The organism is Mucilaginibacter sp. cycad4, from assembly GCF_034263275.1.
Lineage (GTDB): Bacteria > Bacteroidota > Bacteroidia > Sphingobacteriales > Sphingobacteriaceae > Mucilaginibacter.
Genome location: NZ_CP139559.1, coordinates 2141646 through 2162663 on the forward strand (window position 1 = coordinate 2141646; position 21018 = coordinate 2162663).

Below are 21018 nucleotides of genomic sequence, written 5' to 3' on the forward strand. Positions count from 1 at the left end.
TCAATTGGTTTCAGATAGGTCATCATCCACATCGAGGTGGCTGTAAACCAGTTTGCGATAGGCTGCCATCAAAATAATGTTTGCAAATGGAATGGCTATTATTAGCCCCACAACAGTTATAGCGGCTACCAGCATCAATATTTCGATTATTATGAAGATCAAAAAGTACTTAAAAAAATTCCCCTTAATCAAATAAAAGCTTTGTTGTACTGATTCTATCGGGCCCGATGCGTCATCGACAATGAAGCAGGTGCAAATAGGAAAATAGAACAGAAAAAAGAACTGAACGACAAGTCCGATTATAAATTTGAAAAAGTCCTGGGCGAAGCCTTCTTTTAAACCTTCAACCAGGTGTGTTGCAAAAACAGCTAATGTACTAACCAATACCAGTAGCGTAAGATAGCTTACCAGCATCCTGATTTTAGGAATGATCTCACTAAAATCAAAGTCATAGTATTCTTTATCCATTAGCCTGAATACCAGTTTTATAAATGCAAGAAATATAAAAGTTATTTCAACCAGCAATACAACAAAACCAATAGAACTCACCATTGCATTGTCATCAAAATAAAATACGGTAAAGCCAGATATGAATACAATTATCATGGCAACTACCGAATAGACCGAGATTATGGCAAAATTCTTCTTTAAAATATTCCATGCGGTTTTAATGGTCTCCGCTACAGAAAAAGGGTGGTACATATTGCTTATGATCTACTTAAAACTTTCCGCTTCCAAAAATCCTGTATAAATCCTAACCCGTAGGCAATAAGTTGTGTGAAGGCAGCTATAATGCTCAAAAATGCGATTTTTAACGATTTATTTTTCCACCAGGCATGGAAAAATATTAACAAAGTGAAAATCAACAGTATAAAATTACCTATCGGTGCTAATACAGAGCCAAACAGGTTTAGAATAATAGTTAGTATAACGCCCACTGTAAAAGCGGCCGGAAAAAAATGAACCAGCTTTAATTCCTGCGGAAAAAACTTTGATATGTTGATACGCGCCCGGCCGAAAAAGTGAAGCTGTTTATAAAACTGGTAAAAGTTGGTGCGCCGTTTATGGTATACAATGGCATCGGGGATCAGCCCGATTTTAAAACCCAGTGAATGGATGCGGATGCTGTACTCAATATCCTCGCCAAGGCGGGTGATAATAAAGCCGCCGGCTTTTTCCCAGGCTTGTCTTGAAACGCCCATATTAAAGCTGCGCGGATGAAACTGGCCAATACCCTTTTTATTGCCGCGGATGCCCCCGGTAGTAAAGGGAGAGGTCATGGAATAGCTGATAGCTTTTTGCGTAGGCGTGAAAGATTCGTGCGCACCATCCGGCCCTCCGTAAGCATCAAGGTAATTTGCAGCCAGCGAGTTGTTTACAATCTCCAGATAGGCAGGAGGGATCAAACAATCCGAATCAAAAATTACAAAATAGTCGCCTTTAGCACGCTCAAAACCAAAGTTGCGGGTAAAGCCCTGGCCTTCGTTCTGTTTTTTAAAATAGCGCAGGTTAAGCTTATCGGTAAATGTATTTACTATGGCTTCAGCGTCATTTACAGAACCATCCTCAATAACCAACACCTCAAAATCCCTGTACGTTTGCAGCGTTAAGGTTTCCAGCAGTTCTTTGATTTCCTGCGGGCGGTTATATAAAGGAATGACGATGGAAAAAAACATGTTTTGCAGATAGATGTGAGATTAGAGATGTTAGATATGAGACTCTGGAACCCTGCTGAAAATTAAAAAGTCTCAAATCTCATATCTAACATCTAAAATCTAATTAAATTGTTTCCTCAATTTGATAATGGTTGCGCTCGCTTGCGCTGCGCGATACAAGCTCGGCAACAAAGCCTGTCAAAAACAACTGGGAACCTAATATGATTGCCACCAATGCTATGTAAAACAACGGGCTTGTAGTTACATCCCTGTATTTTAGGTTATGTGCTATATTATAAAGCTTTTCCCAAATTATCCAGATGGCCATAACTAAACCCGTAAAAAAGCTCAATGTGCCCAGCGTACCAAAAAAGTGCATAGGGCGCTTGCCAAATTTACCTACGAAGAATATCGAAAGCAGATCGAGAAAGCCATTGATAAACCTGCTTAAGCCAAACTTGGTTTTGCCATATTTACGGGGGCGGTGCTCAACAATCTGCTCACCAATTTTGGTAAAACCTGCCCATTTGGCAAGCACCGGGATGTAACGGTGCATCTCACCATAGATCTCGATGTTTTTAACCACAACATTCCGATAAGCTTTTAAACCGCAATTAAAATCGTGCAGGTTGTTAATTCCACTCATTTTGCGGGTGGCCGCGTTGAATAGCTTGGTTGGTATGGTTTTGCTGAGCGGGTCGTGCCTTTTTGCTTTCCAGCCCGAAACAAGGTCGTATTTTTCTTCGGTTATCCGGCGGTAAAGTTCAGGGATTTCATCCGGGCTATCCTGCAGATCGGCATCCATAGTAATTATCACGTTGCCTTTGGCGGCAATAAATCCTGTGTTAAGGGCTGCAGATTTACCGTAATTACGCCTGAATTTAATGCCTTTTATAAAAGGATTGCCGGTTTGCAGTTTTCTGATCATTTCCCATGATCCGTCCTTGCTGCCATCGTCAACCAAAATTATCTCGTAAGTAAAACGGTTTTCATCCATTATCCGGCTAATCCATGAGGTTAATTCGGGTAACGATTCTACTTCATCGTAAAGAGGTACTACAACTGATATATTCATTTATAGGGCTGTGATAAACGGCTGCATATGCCGCAAATCATCCGCAAAAATATAAAAAATAGGGAATGGTTTGCAACATGGGAGCAAATCAAATTGCCGCTAAGCCCCACCCAACCTTCACCGGAAGGGAGGGCCTTAGAAGTCTCCCCTTCCGGGGGGAGATTTAGAGGGGGCTGTTATAAAAAAACAAGCCTGATACTACGTAACCAAGCAATTACGTTTCAACTCAAATATATTTTAATATCTTTCCCTCACAATTAAAACACAATTAATGAAATTCTACAAAGCCGCGTTGTTATTGGTTTTAGGCTTTTATGCCGGTGAAGTAAATGCCCAAAATGCAGATCAGGCAGCGCCTAAGTATGATCAGCATAAAGTATTTAACCCCATATTTTACCCTGAAAGGGGAGCTGAGTTCAGATCGGCCAGCGGTGCTCCTGGCCCGAAATACTGGCAAAACCGGGCCGATTATAAACTTGATGTAACGCTTGATACCGCTAAACACCGGATAGAAGGCAGTACTTTAATTACTTATACCAATAACAGCCCGGATGCACTTGGCTTTTTATGGCTCCAGGTAGATCAGAATATTTACAAGGATGACTCACGTGCCGAAGCCACGAGCAATGTTTCGGGAGGCAGGTTCGCAAATAAATCATATACAAAGGGTGCCGAAATAAAATCGGTTTATATCATCAACAAAGGCAAAACGCTGAAAGCTGATTACCTGATCACCGATACCCGCATGCAGATCAAGCTGAAAGATTCGTTACGTGCAGCCGGAAACAAATTGCAGATCAAGATTGAATATGGTTTTGATGTTCCTGAATATGGTACCGACCGGATGGGCCGGCAGCACACTAAAAATGGCTGGATCTATGAAATTGCCCAGTGGTACCCGCGCATGGAAGTTTATGATGACGTAACCGGATGGAACACCATACCTTATCTTGGCGCAAGCGAATTTTACCTGGAGTATGGTAATTTTGATTATACCATTACCGCACCTGCAAGCCTGATCGTAGCAGGATCGGGTGAGCTGCTTAACCCCGCCGAAGTATTATCACCCACCTCGATAAACCGTTTGGCCGAAGCGCGTAAAAGCGATAAAACAGTTACCATTAAAGATTCGACCGATATTTTACTCAATAATGATTACCCGAAAAAGCCAACGCTTACCTGGCATTTCATGTGTAAAAATGCGCGTGATGTGGCCTGGGCAGCTTCAAAAGCATTTATCTGGGATGCGGCGCGGATCAATTTGCCAAGCGGTAAAAAAGCGCTTGCGCAATCTGTTTACCCGGTGGAAGCTAAAGGGAATAACGCTTATGGCCGCTCAACCGAATATGTTAAAGCCGCCATTGAATTATATAGCGATAAATGGTTTGAATATACCTATCCTGTTGCTACCAACGTGGCTGGTATAGTAGGCGGGATGGAATATCCCGGTATAGTATTTTGTGGTTCAAATAATCAAAACGGAGGTTTATGGGAAGTTACCAATCATGAGTTTGGCCATAACTGGTTCCCGATGATAGTTGGCTCAAATGAGCGTAAATACGCCTGGATGGACGAGGGTTTTAATACCTTTTTAAATAATGTTGATACCAAGGTATTTAACAAAGGCGAATACTACGAAAAGCCCGATCAGCAAAAAAGCGCCGGCTTTTTATTCAGCCCCGGTGCCGAGGCCATTATGAATGTACCTGATGTAATACAGGAAGATTTTTTAGCAGTTGCCGCTTATGAAAAACCAGCGTTAGGTTTAACTATCTTACGCGAACAGATTTTAGGTGAGGAACGTTTTGATTATGCATTTAAAACCTACATCAAACGCTGGGCTTTTAAACACCCAACTCCATGGGATTTTTTCCATACGATGGATAATGCAGCAGGTGAGGACCTGAGCTGGTTTTGGAACGAATGGTTTTTCACCACATGGAAAGTTGACCAGGGTATAAAGGATATTTCATATCCTGATAATGATGCCGCAAAGGGCGCCATGATCACCATTGTGAACCTGGAAGAAATGGCATTGCCTGTTACTATATCTATTAAAGAAGAGAACGGAAAAACCGGCACTGTAAAACTCCCGGCTGAGATCTGGCAGCGCGGCGATACCTGGACATTCCCATACAAATCAACCTCAAAAATTGCTTATGCCACTATCGATCCTGACCATACCCTGCCCGATATTAACCCCGAAAACAACTCATACAGCGGGTTGCCAATTCCACAGGGCACAACTGCAGGTACCGTTATCAAAGCGTATTTGGATGCCATTGGCGGTGCCGATAAGCTAAAGAACGTTCACGACCTGCAAACATCGGCAGTTGGTAATGTACAAGGTGCTGAAGTTCAACTGGTGACCCGGTACAAAATGCCTGATAAGTATTTCCAGGAAGCAATAGTACCTTCATATAATAACCTGGTTGTATCCCACGTAACGCTTAATGGCGACAGCATAAAAGCCAGGCAGGTTAACAGGGATGTGCAGCTTGATGATGCAGGTAAAAAAATGATCAAACTTAAAAGCCGTCCGTTCCCTGAACTTGATTACGAACGCATAAACCAAAATATGACCTTACAGCCCATATTGCGTGTTGTAAACGGTGAGCTCGCTTACGGGGTCGATGTCAATATAGGTACCGATGTTCATGTCCATAATTATTACAGCCAAAAAACGGGGTTAAAGCTTAAGCAAACTATTGAAGGTGCAAATGACCTGTCGGTTGAATTTGGCAACTATGAGGGTATAAACGGGGGGATTAAAATTCCATTCTCCATAAAAACAATCCTGGTTGGACAACCAATTGAGTTTAAGGTTAAGGAAACATCAGTCAATTCCAATCCTTCGAACGAGGCTTTTAAATAGGTTTTTTATTATAAAATAATCGAGGGCATCCTTGTTTCAATTGACATGAAAGTAAGGGTGCCTTTTTTGCGCCATTAAAAATTTGAAACTGCTTTGATGTTAAATGCTATTTAAAATTCTATTTTTGTACCCACAAAATGAGGGTCACTTTGTAGGTGACCGTTTAAACGTAATTTTATAAAACTTTAAATCATAGTTGTAGATGATTAACATTACACTTCCTGATGGATCCGTTCGTCAGTATGACAAAGGGATCACTTCTATGCAAATCGCGCAGTCGATTTCTGAAGGATTAGCCCGCAACGTATTAGCAGCCGAAGTTGACGGACAGGTTTGGGACGCAAGCCGCCCTATTGAGCAGGATGCCCACGTTAAATTATTGACCTGGAACGATGCTGACGGCAAATCAACTTTCTGGCATTCATCGGCCCACTTAATGGCCGAGGCCTTGGAAGCCCTTTATCCGGGTACTAAATTTGGTATCGGTCCGGCAATTGAAACCGGTTTTTATTACGATGTTGATTTTGGCGACAAGGTTTTATCTTCTGACGAGTTTAAGCAGATAGAAGATAAAATGATTGAGCTTGCTAAAACCAAAGAGGAGTACATCCGTAAACCGGTAAGCAAGGCTGATGCTATTGAATACTTTACCGAAAAAGGTGACGAGTATAAGCTTGACCTGATCAAGGATTTGCCCGATGGTGCTATTACTTTTTATTCACAAGGCAATTTTACCGACCTGTGCCGCGGGCCTCATATCCCTAACACAGGCTTTATAAAGGCGGTTAAGCTGATGAGCCTTGCCGGTGCATACTGGCGTGGCGATGAAACCCGCAAACAGTTAACCCGTATATACGGCGTTACTTTCCCTAAGGCCAGCGAACTTACTGAGTACCTCCACATGATCGAAGAAGCTAAAAAGCGCGATCACCGTAAGTTGGGTAAAGAATTGGAGTTATTTGCTTTTTCAGAAAAGGTAGGTATGGGCTTGCCATTGTGGTTACCTAAAGGAACTGCATTGCGCGAACGCCTGGTGAGCTTTTTACAAAAGGCACAGGTTAAAGCAGGATATGAGCAGGTAATTACACCGCATATCGGTCATAAAAACCTGTATGTAACATCCGGTCACTACGAGAAATACGGCGCCGACTCGTTCCAGCCGATAAAAACACCGCAGGAAGGAGAGGAGTTTTTCCTGAAACCAATGAACTGCCCGCATCATTGTGAGATCTATAAAACAAAACCGCGTTCATATAAAGATCTGCCGGTACGTTTTGCTGAGTTTGGTACTGTGTACCGTTACGAGCAAAGCGGCGAGTTGCACGGTTTAACCCGCGTGCGTGGCTTTACTCAGGATGATGCCCACCTATTTTGCCGTCCGGACCAGGTGAAGGATGAGTTTAAAAAAGTAATTGACCTTGTATTATATGTATTTAAAGCTTTAGGCTTTGAAAACTATACTGCACAGGTGTCATTACGTGATCCGGAAAATAAGGCTAAATACATCGGTACAGATGAAAACTGGGCTTTAGCCGAAAGCGCGATCATTGAAGCGGCTGCCGAAAAAGGATTAACTACCGTTGTTGAATTAGGTGAAGCCGCATTTTACGGGCCGAAGCTTGATTTTATGGTAAAAGATGCTCTTGGCCGTAAATGGCAGTTGGGTACCATACAGGTTGATTATAACCTGCCCGAGCGTTTTGAACTGGAGTACACTGGCAGCGACAACTTAAAGCATCGCCCGGTAATGATCCACAGGGCGCCATTTGGTTCGATGGAGCGCTTTATAGCAGTATTAATTGAGCATTGCGCAGGTAATTTCCCGCTGTGGTTATCGCCCGAGCAGTTCATTATACTACCCATATCAGAAAAATATGAAGAATATGCAAAAAAAGTTTCTGATATATTAAAAGATTCCGATATTTGCGGGCTAATCGACTTCAGGGACGAGAAAATAGGCAGAAAAATACGAGATGCTGAAGTCAAAAAAATCCCTTACATGCTGGTTGTGGGCGAAAAAGAAGCTGCCGAAGGGCTGGTTTCTGTACGTAAACACGGTACCGGTGATTTGGGAAGTATGAGCATTGAAGATTTTAAAGAACAGATAACTAAAGAAATAACAGTATAACTTGGCATTAAACAAACCTTTCAATAGAGGACCAAGGCTTCCTTTTAAGAAAAAAGAAGCCGAACATAACATAAACCAATTCATTAGGGCTCAGGAAGTTCGCCTTGTAGGTGATAACGTAGAGCAGGGAGTTTACTCATTAAGAGATGCCCTTGCAATTGCACAGGAGCAGGAACTGGATCTGGTTGAAATATCTCCAAACGCCGTACCACCGGTTTGTAAAGTAACTGACTATAACAAGTTTATTTACGAGCAGAAGAAAAAGCTTAAAGAGATAAAAAGCAATGCCAAGCAAACGGTTATTAAAGAAATCCGTTTCGGACCGAACACTGACGACCATGACTTTGAATTTAAATTAAAGCATGCCATTAAGTTTTTGGAAGCCGGCGAAAAGGTAAGGGCTTACGTACACTTTAAAGGCCGCGCCATTGTTTACAAAGAACAAGGCGAGATTTTATTACTTCGTTTTGCCCAGGCATTAGAAGAAGTAGGTAAAGTAGAACAATTACCTAAGCTTGAAGGAAAAAGGATGTTTTTAACCCTTGCTCCAAAGGCCGCGAAAAAATAACACAAAAAGTGCATCTGTTCATTTATAATTGTACAGATGCTTTAAAAGAAAACGTTGAGAAACGTTAATATCTAACACAAATAAATAGAGTTATGCCAAAAATGAAAACCAATTCCAGTGCTAAAAAGCGCTTTAAGCTTACTGGAACCGGTAAAATCGCAAGAAAAAACGCATACAAAAGCCACATCTTAACCAAGATGTCGACAAAACGTAAGCGTGCCCTTGGTCAAACCAGCTTAGTATCTGATGCCGACATGGGTAACGTAAAACGTATGCTTTGTATCGGAAAGTAATTCACAAATTTTAAAACCAGGTATTAGAGTTTTAAGTCCGGCACACGAGATGCAGGCACTCACTACCAAAAAACACACAAGATGCCACGTTCAGTTAACGCAGTAGCGTCGAGAAGACGCAGGAAAAGGATCATGAACCTCGCCAAAGGTTATTGGGGTTCACGTAGCAAGGTATACACCATTGCAAAAAACACAGTTGAAAAAGGTTTACAGTACGCTTACCGCGACCGTAAAACCAAAAAGAGAGAGTTCAGGGCTTTATGGATCCAACGTATTAACGCTGGTGCCCGTCAGCATGGAATTTCTTACTCTCAGTTAATGGGTAAATTAGCCGCTAAAGAAATTGGCTTAAACCGTAAGGTATTAGCTGACTTAGCAATGAACAACCCTGATGCTTTCAAAGCAGTTGTTGATGCAGTAAAATAATATCGCATTGTAAATGCATGAAAGGCCGCAAATTGCGGCCTTTTTTTGTTTTAATTTAATTGTTTGAGTGGCTATTTTTACGGTATGACATCAAACAAGGAGGGGCAGCCTGCCTTATCTAATTTATTGCGCAGCAATTATTATCACTCCTTAAACGGATTTCGGGGCATTTCAATTATCCTTGTTATATTTTATCACCTTCAATTATCTGATAGTTATTTTTATACCACCGTATTCAACGGAGGGTTAGGGGTAAACATTTTCTTTGTCATCAGTGGCTTTTTAATCACAAGCTTATGTCTAAAAGAAAAAGAAGCGACCGGTGACCTGTCGTTAAAAAGGTTTTATATAAGGCGCCTTTTGAGGATTTTTCCCTTAGCCTATTTGTATATCGGGGTGGTGTTTTTATTAAACCATTTCTACAGATTAAACATTTCGTGGGTTCAATTTGCAGGTTCAGCATTATATCTAATGAATTTCAGCTATTTCCGGAGCCATGATTTCACTTATTACTTCAGTCACTATTGGTCGTTATCGGTTGAGGAACAATTTTATCTCCTTTTTCCTTTTATTTTAAAGATCAACAGAACTGCATTTTATTATATCATTATCAGCATTGTATTCGCATTGCCGCTATTGTGTACGGTGCAACAGTTTGTTCCGGTTTTGAACCGTGGCATTATTTACGGTTTTACTCATTATTTTATAAAATTTCAGTCAATTGGTGTTGGCTGTTTTTTTGCGTTGGTTGCCTCTAAAGGAACTTTGAATGTAAATTGGCTCAAACAAACAAAGGTAGCTGGCAATATTTTGGCTATAATATTGATGTTTGGATTGCATTTTGACGAATTTTACTCCTTAAGATCACTGTACGTAAACCTGGTGATTTCGCTAACTACGGGCTATTTAATTTTAAGCAATATCGTACCGGCAAATGATTGGATTTTTAAAGTATTAAACAATAAATTACTGTCATTTATTGGTATTCTATCGTATGGCATATACATATGGCAACAGTTATTTACCGGCCGGGATAGTAAAATGCCATTAAGCATATTTCCTTACAATCTATTGGGTTTGATTGCTGTCCCTTTATTATCATATTACCTTTACGAACGGCGTTTTCTAAAACTTAAATCAAAATTTAAAAGGAAATGAAAGCTAATAACACCTTGGAATAAATGTCGTAATTTTATTATTTAACAACAATCACCTCAACAAACTCATCCGGATCGTTATTAATATCCATATACTGTTTAAAATTCTGGATATCCTTGTCAACCATGTTTTTGAATACCGGGTTTAGTATTTTGGCTATGCCTGCGCCTACACCGCCTGCCGGGGGCTGATAACTGATCACTACATCAACAATGGTGCCTTGCCCGTCAACAGTATCCTGAAAGCGTACTTTACCGGCATTATTGATCATTGAATCGGACAGGGAGCTCCACCCGATTACTTCATTAGGTTCGTCATGAACAATCTCAGCATGCCAGCTAACCGTAGCAACGTTTTTAGGTAATTTGAGCACCCAATGCGAGTATTTTGAGTCGATGACCTCCACACTTTCCAGGTGTTTCATAAAAAGGGGCAGGTTATCAAGTTTGCGCCAAAATGCGTAAACCTTTTGCCGAGGTTTATTTACTACAAAAGACGAGCGGATATTTACATTTATGGGATTGGTTGATAGCTTGCCAATGCGTTTATAAAGCTCACAATGCCCGGTAATGCCCCGGTTTAACAAGTAACCACCGGCGCCTATTTTTACGATACTTGCAAACGGATTTTTGAAAATGTTTTTAAAGCCTGAAAAACCGAGTTTCATGCCACCTGCAATAGAGGTAAAGCGTTCGGGCCAGTTCAGGTTTATGCGGTCATCGCCATAAAGCACGGGGAAGTTGTCGGTATATTTTACTATTGTAGTTGCCATAGGTTTTTAAATAGTTGTCGTTTTTAAAACACCCATTGCGCCACTAAGTTTTCCTGAAGTGAATTTTATTTCTTTTTGCTATAGGTGAATTTAAATTTAGTTAAATCGGGCAGGTGCTTTTTAGGGCGATTTAATTCATACTGATATATCACCCGGCCAAGATTTTTCAGGAAAGGCAGGCATACGGTAGCGTATTCATATTTATTATCGTTCAGGATCCCATCCTCGTTTGATTGTACAACGGCACTGAGCATAAACTCCACCTTGTTTTTAAAATCTACGATATAGGCGTTGTCAATATCATAACCATAGCTATCACCAACTTTATTGAAGATCCTGATATCGGGGTTAATAATAGCGGTGCTGTCACCTCCATAAAACAAAAACTTGCAATAGGCAGGGAAATATTCAGGCCGGTTATAGGTGGGTTTTGTGTTTTCGGTAGGGAAGGTGCTCATATAACGGTAAACGAAGCGATAGTCGTCCTGCTTTAAATTAAAGCGCTGTGTTTTCGGGAAAGTTTCGGGGAACAGCAATCGCTTAAGCACCATTTGCTGATCAGCAAGGGGGTAAACATTCTTTTCAGAAAAATCAAGCGGTTTATTAACCAGCCGGTCGCTGCTATCTAAATAAGCTTTGCCTTGCAGCATATTTTCAAGGTGCATAGGATAATTCAAAACATCATATAATGCCGGCTTATGATAAACCAGCCTGCCATCGTCATAAAAATCGATGGGATTGGTATGTCTTGTACTCTCACCGGCATCGCCGATGGCTAACCTGCCCACAATACGGGTGTTGTTAAGATGATATTTCTTAAGCTTCTGGTTAACCTCAGCACGGCCGACAAACTCGTAGAGCCGGTTATATGCATCATTATCGCTTACCAGCAAGATCTTTTTAATATAGTTTTCGATGCTCGGCAAACCTGTTGAGGATGATGTATCTATTTTAACTTTAGTCTGGCCGGCAAATGCGCTATCGGTGATCATGACCGATTTGCGGCTTAAGCCTTTTATTTTTAACTCGTTTAATTTTTCAATGGCAAATATGGCTGTAGGAAGCTTTACCGTGCTTGCCGGGTAAAAATAATGACGCGCATTAAGGCGATAGCTGTATGAAGTAAAGTGCGGAACATTGTCTTTATCCCTGTCGATCCGGGTATACATGATCTGTATTTCGTTTTGTGCAGGATGGTTCAAAATGCCTGAAAATAGTTCGGGATGGCTATATAGTAAGCCTTTCAGAAAAATGGTATCAGGTTGCTGGGCAAAACTGCCAAGTGCGCTCATCATCAATAATAAAATGCAGCAATGTTTCATCATGATAAATATAGTTATGTAGTTTGAGGTTAACAGATACTTATTGTACTTTTGCAGCGCTTTAGGTTTCATTAAACTATTTTTTAATGAATTAAAAGGGAATACGGTGTAAGTCCGTAACTGTCCCGCAGCTGTAAGCTCCGTAACCGTTGCCAAATCTATAAGGTCACTTTCTGTAAACAGGAGGGAAGGCCAGGCAAAAAGGGGAGTAAGTCAGAAGACCTGCCAAGGCATTATATGTTATTCATAGCTTTCGGGGATTGAAGCTTGGATGTGAATGCTCTTCATTTGGCGTGTTTTCATTTTTATTCATTTCCGTGTATGCTATTTCGTATGCATTATTATTTTACACATATACATTATACATGGAAAAAAAGTACGCTAAAATTACTTTGGGTTTCGGCTTATTAGCAGTTGGTTTATCTGCCACAAGCGCATACGCACAGGATACCACACGCACATTAAATACGGTAGTAGTAACTGCAAGCCGGTCGCCCAAAAAGCTGTCAGATATTGGCCGCGTTGTTACCATAATCTCTGCGGATGAGATCAATAAATCGCAGGGCAAATCATTACCTCAATTATTAAATACCGTTGCCGGTATAACTTTTTCAGGTGCAAATAACGCCCCTGGCATCAGCACTTCGGTTTTCCTGCGCGGGGCTTCGTCAGGTAACACGCTCGTGCTTGTTGATGGTTTCCCGGTAAACAATGCTTCGGGCATCGATGGAAGTTATGACCTTAACGCCTTTTCGCTGGACATGGTAGATCATATCGAGATTTTAAAAGGAAGCGGTTCAACACTATATGGATCCGATGCTGTAGCGGGTGTTATCAATATCATCACCAAAAAAGCTAAAGAACAAGGATTGACCGGCGGCCTGCAGCTAACCGGCGGCAGCTACAGTACGTTTAAAGAGTCGGCCTCACTAATTGGGCGGGTAAAAAATACAGGTATAGCTATTAACCTTTCAAATACCGATTCAAAAGGTTTTGCAGCAGCTACAGATACCACGGGCAAAGGTGGTTTCAAGAAAGATGGTTTTCACCAACGCTCGGCCAGTGTAAATCTGAACCAGTATATTTCATCAAAATTTATTCTGAACGGAAACCTGCAGGTAAGCCATAACACGGGCGATTTACCATATGGCGCTTTTATAAGTGATAATGATTACACTTATAAAAACACATTCTTATTTGGTGGTGTAGGTGCAAAATGGATTTTGCCTAAAGGTAACCTTAATGTGAACCTGTCACAAAATACAGTCCAAAATAATTTTACTAACCTGCCATCCGATAATGGCGGAACCCACCAGGTTACGAAAAATACAGGCCGTATAACCAATGCCGAAGCTGTGTTTAATTATGAATTGAATAAGTATTTGGATATCACCAGTGGTGCGGCCTTTAAATACAGCAACACAAGCCAGTACAGTCTGTATGAGTCGACAGCTTACCAGTCACCTGCAAGCATTATCAAAGCAGGCGATGCTGCTAATAACATATTTAGTGCATATACATCGTTGTTTTTCAAATATGATATCTTCCACATGGAATTGGGTGGTAGGTATAATAATCATAGCAAATACGGCGATAAGTTTACCTACACTATCAATCCATCATTATTCCTTGCTGATCAGTTTAAGATCTTTGGTACAATAGCTTCTGCATTTAGGTCTCCTTCATTATACCAGTTGTTTTCAGAATATGGTAATCCTAAATTAAACCCTGAAATCACTACATCGTACGAAGCAGGTTTTGACTGGGAAATTGTTAAGAATACACTTTCATTTAATACCCAGTTTTTCAAGCGCAATACCAAAGATGTCATCTATTTTAAAAACCTGCCTGGCCCCCCTTATAGTCAATATGCAAACGGGCAACAGCAAAAAGATAAAGGCTTTGAAACCGAGTTGAAATATCACGACAATAAAATTCATGCATCTGCATATTACGCTTATGTAACAGGTAAGCTTACTGATGAAACTGGTGCACAAACCGGCAATCTTTACCGCAGGCCTAAGAATACTTTGGGTGCCAACATCAGTTATGATGTTTTAAACGATTTTCAGGTTGGCGTTAACTACAAATATACAGGCAACCGTACCGATCTGGCTTTTATAAACTTTGAATCAAGTGTGATTACGCTGAAGCATTACAACCTGGTTGATTTGCACCTGGAATATAAAGCAACAAAAAATTTAAATGTTTTTGGCGACCTGAACAACGTTTTGGATACTAAGTACGTAGACTGGTTAGGATACAATACACGCGGTATTAACTTTATGCTTGGCGCAAGGTATCAATTTAAATAGCGTTTGTTTATTGTACGGATTATTAAGTAATTTTACGCCATATATAAAATCATGACCGCAAAAGATAACACCAACCGCAATCTGTTTTTGATTATAATGATAGCAATAGCCGCGATATTTAGGGTGCTTGCTCTTTATTTTCCATCACTATATAATTTCACCCCTGTTGGGGCAATAGCCCTATTTGGAGGAGTGTACTTTAAGGACAAGTGGAAAGGCTATATCGTTGTATTGGCGACTTTATTTTTCACTGATTTAGTGATCAACTATCTACGTACATCAACAATTACATTTGGTTACAGTGTAACCTTTTGGGTGTATTTAAGCTTTGCATTAATGGTTTTGGTTGGCAGTTTGATTAAAAAAGTTAATGTTTTAAATATATTATTAGCTTCAACAGCCCCGGTGCTTATCCATTGGCTGCTCACCGATTTGCCAGGTGAATTGTATCCGCATACACTTGCAGGTTATGGTCAATCATTAGTAGCTGCCATACCATTTGAATACAATCTTCTATACGGAACATTTGTGTTTAGCGCGATACTTTTTGGTAGCTTTGAGTTAGCTAAGAATAAGTATACTTTTTTGCAGGATAAAAAGCAATTGGCTTTATAAGATAAATGAACTTAAATTTAAAGCGGATTGTTGAAAAACGATCCGCTTTTTTTGTGGGCTACCAGCCATCTACTTAATTCAATATGAAAAATATAGTAATACTAACCGGAGCAGGTATCAGCGCCGAAAGCGGCTTAAAAACATTCAGGGACAGCGATGGGTTGTGGGAGGGCTACAATATTGAAGATGTTGCGACCCCTGAAGCCTGGGAACATAACCCGGTTATGGTACAGCAATTTTATAACGAGCGCCGTAAAACTGTATTGGAAGTAAAGCCTAACGCGGCGCATTTTGCCCTTGCCGCGCTCGAAGAAAAATATAAAGTAACCATTGTTACACAAAACATCGACGACCTGCATGAAAGGGCAGGTTCAACTAACGTAGTACATTTGCACGGCATCATTACCCGGTCGCAATCAAGTATCAAACCGGAGCTTACTTATCCAATTGATGGCTGGGAAATTAAAATGGGCGAGAAATGTGAATTAGGCTCACAATTGCGCGCCCATGTTGTTTGGTTTGGTGAGCCTGTGCCAATGATAGAGCAGGCAGCTATGATCTGCGCCGGCGCTGATTTATTTATCCTTGTTGGATCCTCGCTGGCAGTTTACCCGGCTGCGGGACTGATAGGTTATGTTGACCCTGAAGTGCCGAAATATATTATTGATCCCAATATCCCTTCAGTAAATGTAAGGGGAAACCTAATTAAGATCCAGGAAAAGGCTACAATTGGCGTGCCGGCGCTGGTGAACGAATTATTGAAAGATTGAAATCACTAATTCGCTAACTTACTAAATCAATAACTATTTATGAAGTGCATCTTCAATTGGAGCGGCGGTAAAGACAGCGCCCTCGCCTTATACTATTGCCTGCAAAATCCGGAGATTGAGATAGCGTATCTTGTAACCACCATTAATGACGCGGCCGACAGGATTTCGATGCATGGAGTAAGGACGGAGTTGCTGATCAAACAGGCTAAAGCTATCGGCATTCCATTGTACGAGATCCGCCTGCCCGAAATGCCCGGTATGAAGGAGTACGATGATGTGATGCGCCATCATTTGACCCGTTTTAAAACTGAAGGCATAACCCATTCAATTTTTGGCGATATATTTTTACAGGATTTGCGGGATTATCGTGATGCCCGGTTAGGCGAAGCTGGCCTCACCGGTATTTACCCATTGTGGAAACGAGACACTTGCGAGCTTATCAATGAGTTTTTAGATCTCGGTTTCGGAACTGTGATAGCCTGTACCCAGCAGCGCCTGGAAAGGATAGTTGGAAAAGAAATCAGCAGAGAACTAATTGACGCTTTGCCTGAGAATGTTGATGTATGCGGCGAGAACGGGGAGTTTCACACCTTTACTTTTAAGGGGCCGATATTTGCGCATGAAATAAAATATATAACCAGCGTAAAGATTTTTAAGGAATATGCCGCACCAAAAAATGCTGATGATTCATGTGCCTCCATTTCAGACTCAAAGCCTTCCGGCTTTTGGTATTGCGACTTTTTACCGGCTTAACCTTGTGTTATTTGGCTAAATACCGTCCAAAATTAAATTTTGTTTAATATTATAAATATCTTGTTTATCAATATGTTAATATATAATAATTCAAGTTTTTATTCATATAAGTAATAAACCAAGAGGAATTATTTACTCAAAAGGCACCATCTTGCCAAATTAAATTTTGTTTTAGGGAATGTAGATTTATAAATATCTAATTATCAATACTATTAACAAGATTAATTCAATAATTGTATCTGAAATATGCATCTTTATAATCGGTGCGCATATCGTTAAAGCGGGTAGCTACTTTCTTTAAAAACTCGTCATCAAGTAATTCAAAAACACTGTTAACACCGTCGGTTAAATCCATCTCGGGGATCTTGTAACTTTGCTCAAGGGAGCCCTGCTCTATCTTTACAATAAATTTATTGTTCATATTCAGGATAGAGATCTTAAAATCCAGGTGCGGGAGTTCTGCAATAATTCTCATGTCTTTTTTATTTATCCAATAAACCGTTTAAGGGGTCTTTTCCATTGATGGTACCAAAGCTTGTAACAGGTTTAAACCGGGCGAAGAGCTCTTCGCTATACCAGCTTTCACTTCTTGTCTTTTTTATCACTTCGGCATGTTCAGGGCTTTTATAGGCAAAAGCTTTTACATGATCCAGGCTTTCCCAAACAGAAAATGTAGCCTGCCTGTATACCGGCGCTTCGCCAATGCCAAACGAGTTGATGTACCCAGGTACAGATTTCATCATATCTGCAACCGCGTCAACGTTAGCCCAAAAATTCTTTAACCTGTTAAACCTTATGGTGGCGCGGGTAAGTACTGCAACAGGGCCATTGATCTCGTTCGCTTCGGGCTTACCAAAAGGTTCTTTGCCATCCCAGCTTCCATGGCTTTGCAGGGGTTGGCAAAGCATTGTCCAGCTTTCGGCACCCAATGTTTTCCACCAGGAGGTTACGAAAGATTTACTGTAAAACTCATCGAAATCTTTGCGGTTATCCCAGCAAGCCAATAAACCCCATTGCTGCCAATCGGGTTCAAGATCAAAAGTTCCGTTTTTGCCTGAGCCCAGAAGCTTGTAAAAGCTGCATCCTTTTTGCATTAACAATGGGAGGCGATGAATAGCCATAGCCAGCAGGGCAAAAGGAATAAACAGCTTACGGTAGCGGATTATAGTGAGGCTAACAATCATGCAAATGCTAAATAAAAGATTAAATATGATATTTGCCTTATTTACTTTCAATACCACATCCTTACTTTTGTACCATGGCAGAGGATTTAACAATTACCACATCAACCGATAAAACCGATCAATACACCGCGCTTATCCCGCAAATTGAGGCTTTACTCTATGGTGAGCCCGATTTGGTCGCCAATATGGCAAACGTCGCTGCAGCTTTAAAGGAACAGTTTAAATGGTTTTGGGTGGGATTTTATTTGGTAAAAGAAAATGAGCTGGTTTTAGGGCCGTTTCAGGGACCTGTAGCCTGTACCCGCATCGGCTTAGGGAAAGGTGTTTGCGGAGCGGCCTGGCAGCAAGCAAAGACACTGGTTGTGCCCGATGTTGATGCATTTCCGGGGCATATTGCTTGCAGCTCACTTTCCCGCTCGGAAATTGTGGTGCCTGTGTTTAAAGATAATAAAGTAGTGGCTGTACTTGATGTGGATAGTGAACTGCTGGATCAGTTCAACGAAACCGACGCACAGTATCTTGAGCAAATAGTAAAGCTTATTAATTTTTAATGAGCAGGATCTATCTGATTGCCGGCCTTGGCGCCGATACGCGCGTATACAACAATATCAACCTTAACGATGAGCACGAAGTAACAACTATCGACTGGGTTGAACCTGATTTAAATGATACTTTAGTTACTTACGCGCAAAGACTTATTTATCAATACAATATCAAACCAAACTCAGTACTGATCGGCAACTCCTTAGGCGGGGTTATCGCTGTTGAAATGGCAAAGTTCATACCTGTTGAAAAGGTCATTTTAATCTCCAGTATTAAAACCAGCGATGAGGCACCACGGTATTTTAGTCTTTTCCGCACGTTGCCTGTTTACAAACTCATTCCGGGTAAGATATTTAATTCGATGGGAGGTATGGCAAAACCGTTGTTTGGGAACATGAGCCGGGAGGACGCGTGGTTATTCGGCGACATGCTCAAAAAATCGTCGCCGGTATTTATGAAATGGGCCATGTATGCTATCCTGCATTGGAAAAACGACATTATTCCACCAAATCTCTACCACATTACTGGTGATAAAGACCTGGTGTTTAACTATAAAAGAATAAAAGATGCTACCATTGTTAAGGGCGGTACGCATATCATGATCTTCGATAAGGCAAAAGAGATCAATAAATTATTGAAGGGGATACTGAAAAAATGAAAATACCTGAAAGTTATTATCTGGGCGATGATGTTGTAAGTATCAGTAAAGATTTGTTAGGCAAGTATTTATTTACTTGTATAGATGGTGTAATTACAGGAGGTTATATTGTTGAAACAGAGGCCTATAATGGCGTTGCAGATAAAGCTTCACACGCTTTTGGTAATCGACTTACATCCCGGACTAAAACCATGTTCATGCAGGGCGGCATAGCTTACGTTTATCTCTGTTATGGTATTCACGAAATGTTCAATATCGTTACTTCTGTTGAAGGGCATCCACAGGCAATACTCATCAGGGCCATCCAACCTACTGATGGTATCGAGGCTATGCAAGTACGGCGTAATATGGCAGTGCTAAAGCCTAATATTACGGCAGGCCCCGGTTCGCTAGCTAAGGCTTTAGGGATTTCGCGCAATATCAATGCGTATAGCTTGCAAGGCGATACTATTTGGCTCGAAGATCGTGGTTTAACTTTTCCTGATGAGCAGATAAAAGCGGGCCCGAGGATAGGGGTAGATTATGCCGCCGAAGATGCTTTACTGCCTTATCGTTTCTATGTAAAAGGCAATATTTACGTGAGCAAGCCCAATAAATAAGCTTGCTATTTTGTAATATTGGCGAATGAACTATCAAAACGATCTGGCATTTGCCCGGCAGCAGGATGAGCAGGATTCGCTAAAAGATTTTAGAAGCCGCTTCTTAATTCCAAAGCACAACGGCGAAGATGCAGTTTACCTTTGCGGTAATTCACTTGGATTGCAACCCGTATCAGCACAGCAATACCTGGCCGATCAATTAAACACCTGGGAAAACCTTGCTGTCGAAGGTTGGTTCCAGGGCAATGACCCCTGGCTTGACTATCATAAATCTGTTACCGGCTCAATTGCCCGCCTCGTAGGAGCCCGGGAAAATGAAGTTACCGTAATGAATTCACTTACAGTAAACCTTCATTTATTGATGGTAAGTTTTTATAAACCAGATAATAAACGTTTTAAAATTATCATGGAAGGAGGGGCTTTCCCTTCAGATCAATACGCAATGGAAAGCCAGGTGAGGTTTCATGGCTTCAACCCTAAAGATGCGATAATTGAGATTTTTCCGCGGGAGGGCGAGGTTACATTACGTACTGAAGATATCATCCAGGCCATTGATCAAAACCAAAATGAACTTGCATTAGTGCTGTTTGGCGGGATCAATTATTATACCGGGCAGTTCTTCGATCTTAAAGCGATAGCTGATGCTGCTCATGCGGCAGGAGCTTATGCCGGGTTTGATCTGGCCCATGCTGCGGGCAATGTCCCATTGCAATTGCACAACTGGGGCGCCGATTTTGCTTGCTGGTGTTCGTATAAATACATGAACTCGGGGCCGGGCGGCATAAGCGGTATTTTTGTACACGAAAAACATTTTACAGGTAAAGAGATGAACAGGTTTGCCGGCTGGTGGGGATACCGCAGGGATAAGCAGTTTCTGATGGCCCCGGGTTTCGATCCCGAGGTTGGCGCAGCCGGCTGGCAGGTAAGCACAAGTCCAATATTGCTTCTCGCTTTGTTTAAAGCCTCTATGGCTATTTTTGATGATGCGGGCGGTTTAGGCATCCTTCGAGAGAAAAGCGTTCGTTTAACGGGCTATTTAGAGTTTTTAATCCAGGCAATCAATCAACAGGAAGGTGAGGAGATCTACAGAATCATTACACCTGGCGATCCGGCAATCCGTGGCTGCCAGCTTTCGGTAGTTTGCAAGCGAAATGCGCGGGCAATTTTTAACTATCTGGCACAAAACGGCGTTATAGGCGACTGGCGCGAACCTGATGTGATCCGCCTGAGCCCTGTACCACTTTACAATACATTTGAGGATGTTTACAAAGCAGTCAGATTGATGGCTGATGCATTAAAAGCTGTTTAA

At 41.3% G+C, this 21018-nt stretch carries 21 protein-coding genes and 1 riboswitch; of the genes, 14 read left to right on the forward strand and 7 right to left on the reverse strand.

Annotation, left to right across the window (positions count from 1 at the left end):
• From SNE26_RS08675 to SNE26_RS08685, 3 genes are all read right to left on the reverse strand, one after another.
• Nucleotides 1–702 carry a hypothetical protein gene (locus SNE26_RS08675; protein WP_321558963.1) on the reverse strand — a complete coding sequence of 234 codons (702 nt, stop codon included), beginning with the start codon at nucleotides 700–702 and terminating at the stop codon, nucleotides 1–3.
• 5 nt (nucleotides 703–707) lie between these two features.
• Nucleotides 708–1676 (reverse strand): glycosyltransferase, encoded by a 969-nt coding sequence (locus SNE26_RS08680; RefSeq protein WP_321558964.1) that lies wholly within the window; start codon nucleotides 1674–1676, stop codon nucleotides 708–710.
• A 103-nt stretch (nucleotides 1677–1779) separates the two neighbouring features.
• Nucleotides 1780–2730, reverse strand: coding sequence for a glycosyltransferase family 2 protein (locus SNE26_RS08685; protein WP_321558965.1), 951 nt, complete (start codon nucleotides 2728–2730; stop codon nucleotides 1780–1782).
• Nucleotides 2731–3001: 271 nt separating this feature from the next.
• Here SNE26_RS08685 and SNE26_RS08690 point away from each other — a divergent pair, with 271 nt between their 5' ends.
• The 6 genes from SNE26_RS08690 to SNE26_RS08715 all read left to right on the forward strand — a co-directional run bounded on the left by SNE26_RS08690 (nucleotide 3002) and on the right by SNE26_RS08715 (nucleotide 10178).
• On the forward strand, nucleotides 3002–5605 hold the full coding sequence (locus SNE26_RS08690) for a M1 family metallopeptidase (RefSeq protein WP_321558966.1): 2604 nt from the start codon (nucleotides 3002–3004) through the stop codon (nucleotides 5603–5605).
• 202 nt (nucleotides 5606–5807) lie between these two features.
• On the forward strand, nucleotides 5808–7733 hold the full coding sequence (gene thrS / locus SNE26_RS08695) for a threonine--tRNA ligase (RefSeq protein ID WP_321558967.1): 1926 nt from the start codon (nucleotides 5808–5810) through the stop codon (nucleotides 7731–7733).
• Between the two features lies 1 nt (nucleotide 7734).
• Nucleotides 7735–8301 (forward strand): translation initiation factor IF-3, encoded by a 567-nt coding sequence (gene infC / locus SNE26_RS08700; protein ID WP_090525629.1) that lies wholly within the window; start codon nucleotides 7735–7737, stop codon nucleotides 8299–8301.
• Nucleotides 8302–8393: 92 nt separating this feature from the next.
• Entirely contained in the window at nucleotides 8394–8594 is a 201-nt protein-coding gene (rpmI, locus tag SNE26_RS08705; RefSeq protein WP_090525627.1) for a 50S ribosomal protein L35, read from the forward strand.
• 81 nt (nucleotides 8595–8675) lie between these two features.
• Nucleotides 8676–9020 carry a 50S ribosomal protein L20 gene (rplT, locus tag SNE26_RS08710; protein WP_022829871.1) on the forward strand — a complete coding sequence of 115 codons (345 nt, stop codon included), beginning with the start codon at nucleotides 8676–8678 and terminating at the stop codon, nucleotides 9018–9020.
• A gap of 84 nt (nucleotides 9021–9104) precedes the next feature.
• A complete protein-coding gene (locus SNE26_RS08715) occupies nucleotides 9105–10178 on the forward strand; it encodes an acyltransferase (protein ID WP_321558968.1) in 1074 nt (357 codons plus the stop codon).
• A gap of 37 nt (nucleotides 10179–10215) precedes the next feature.
• Here the strand turns inward: SNE26_RS08715 and SNE26_RS08720 are convergent, their stop codons facing one another.
• Nucleotides 10216–10950, reverse strand: a complete 735-nt coding sequence (locus SNE26_RS08720; RefSeq protein ID WP_321558969.1) for an SRPBCC family protein — start codon at nucleotides 10948–10950, stop codon at nucleotides 10216–10218.
• A 65-nt stretch (nucleotides 10951–11015) separates the two neighbouring features.
• Nucleotides 11016–12344, reverse strand: coding sequence for a serine hydrolase (locus SNE26_RS08725; RefSeq protein ID WP_321558970.1), 1329 nt, complete (start codon nucleotides 12342–12344; stop codon nucleotides 11016–11018).
• Nucleotides 12319–12517, forward strand: a riboswitch (cobalamin riboswitch). Its footprint overlaps the gene before it by 26 nt.
• Before the next feature lie 120 nt (nucleotides 12518–12637).
• On the opposite strand from SNE26_RS08725, the gene SNE26_RS08730 reads away from it, so the two are divergent.
• The 4 genes from SNE26_RS08730 (at nucleotide 12638) to SNE26_RS08745 (ending at nucleotide 16725) form a co-directional block, all read left to right on the forward strand.
• Nucleotides 12638–14587, forward strand: coding sequence for a TonB-dependent receptor domain-containing protein (locus SNE26_RS08730; protein WP_321558971.1), 1950 nt, complete (start codon nucleotides 12638–12640; stop codon nucleotides 14585–14587).
• A gap of 51 nt (nucleotides 14588–14638) precedes the next feature.
• Complete coding sequence (locus SNE26_RS08735; RefSeq protein ID WP_321558972.1) at nucleotides 14639–15202, forward strand: DUF6580 family putative transport protein; 564 nt, start codon at nucleotides 14639–14641, stop codon at nucleotides 15200–15202.
• Between the two features lie 83 nt (nucleotides 15203–15285).
• On the forward strand, nucleotides 15286–15972 hold the full coding sequence (locus SNE26_RS08740) for an NAD-dependent deacylase (protein WP_321558973.1): 687 nt from the start codon (nucleotides 15286–15288) through the stop codon (nucleotides 15970–15972).
• A gap of 39 nt (nucleotides 15973–16011) precedes the next feature.
• Nucleotides 16012–16725 (forward strand): diphthine--ammonia ligase, encoded by a 714-nt coding sequence (locus tag SNE26_RS08745; protein ID WP_321558974.1) that lies wholly within the window; start codon nucleotides 16012–16014, stop codon nucleotides 16723–16725.
• A 226-nt stretch (nucleotides 16726–16951) separates the two neighbouring features.
• Here SNE26_RS08745 and SNE26_RS08750 read toward each other — a convergent pair whose 3' ends face one another.
• Both SNE26_RS08750 and SNE26_RS08755 read right to left on the reverse strand, forming a co-directional pair.
• A complete protein-coding gene (locus SNE26_RS08750) occupies nucleotides 16952–17200 on the reverse strand; it encodes a hypothetical protein (RefSeq protein ID WP_321558975.1) in 249 nt (82 codons plus the stop codon).
• Between the two features lie 7 nt (nucleotides 17201–17207).
• Nucleotides 17208–17909 carry a DUF3291 domain-containing protein gene (locus tag SNE26_RS08755; protein WP_321558976.1) on the reverse strand — a complete coding sequence of 234 codons (702 nt, stop codon included), beginning with the start codon at nucleotides 17907–17909 and terminating at the stop codon, nucleotides 17208–17210.
• A gap of 74 nt (nucleotides 17910–17983) precedes the next feature.
• On the opposite strand from SNE26_RS08755, the gene SNE26_RS08760 reads away from it, so the two are divergent.
• Genes SNE26_RS08760 through kynU form a run of 4 tightly spaced genes read left to right on the forward strand, consistent with a single transcriptional unit; the run spans nucleotide 17984 to nucleotide 21018 of the window.
• Entirely contained in the window at nucleotides 17984–18460 is a 477-nt protein-coding gene (locus tag SNE26_RS08760) for a GAF domain-containing protein (RefSeq protein WP_321558977.1), read from the forward strand.
• Complete coding sequence (locus SNE26_RS08765; RefSeq protein ID WP_321558978.1) at nucleotides 18460–19110, forward strand: alpha/beta hydrolase; 651 nt, start codon at nucleotides 18460–18462, stop codon at nucleotides 19108–19110. Before SNE26_RS08760 ends, SNE26_RS08765 begins: the two co-directional genes overlap by 1 nt.
• Nucleotides 19107–19709 carry a DNA-3-methyladenine glycosylase gene (locus tag SNE26_RS08770; RefSeq protein WP_321558979.1) on the forward strand — a complete coding sequence of 201 codons (603 nt, stop codon included), beginning with the start codon at nucleotides 19107–19109 and terminating at the stop codon, nucleotides 19707–19709. The genes SNE26_RS08765 and SNE26_RS08770 overlap by 4 nt, the downstream gene beginning before the upstream one ends.
• 25 nt (nucleotides 19710–19734) lie before the next feature.
• A complete protein-coding gene (gene kynU, locus SNE26_RS08775) occupies nucleotides 19735–21018 on the forward strand; it encodes a kynureninase (RefSeq protein WP_321558980.1) in 1284 nt (427 codons plus the stop codon).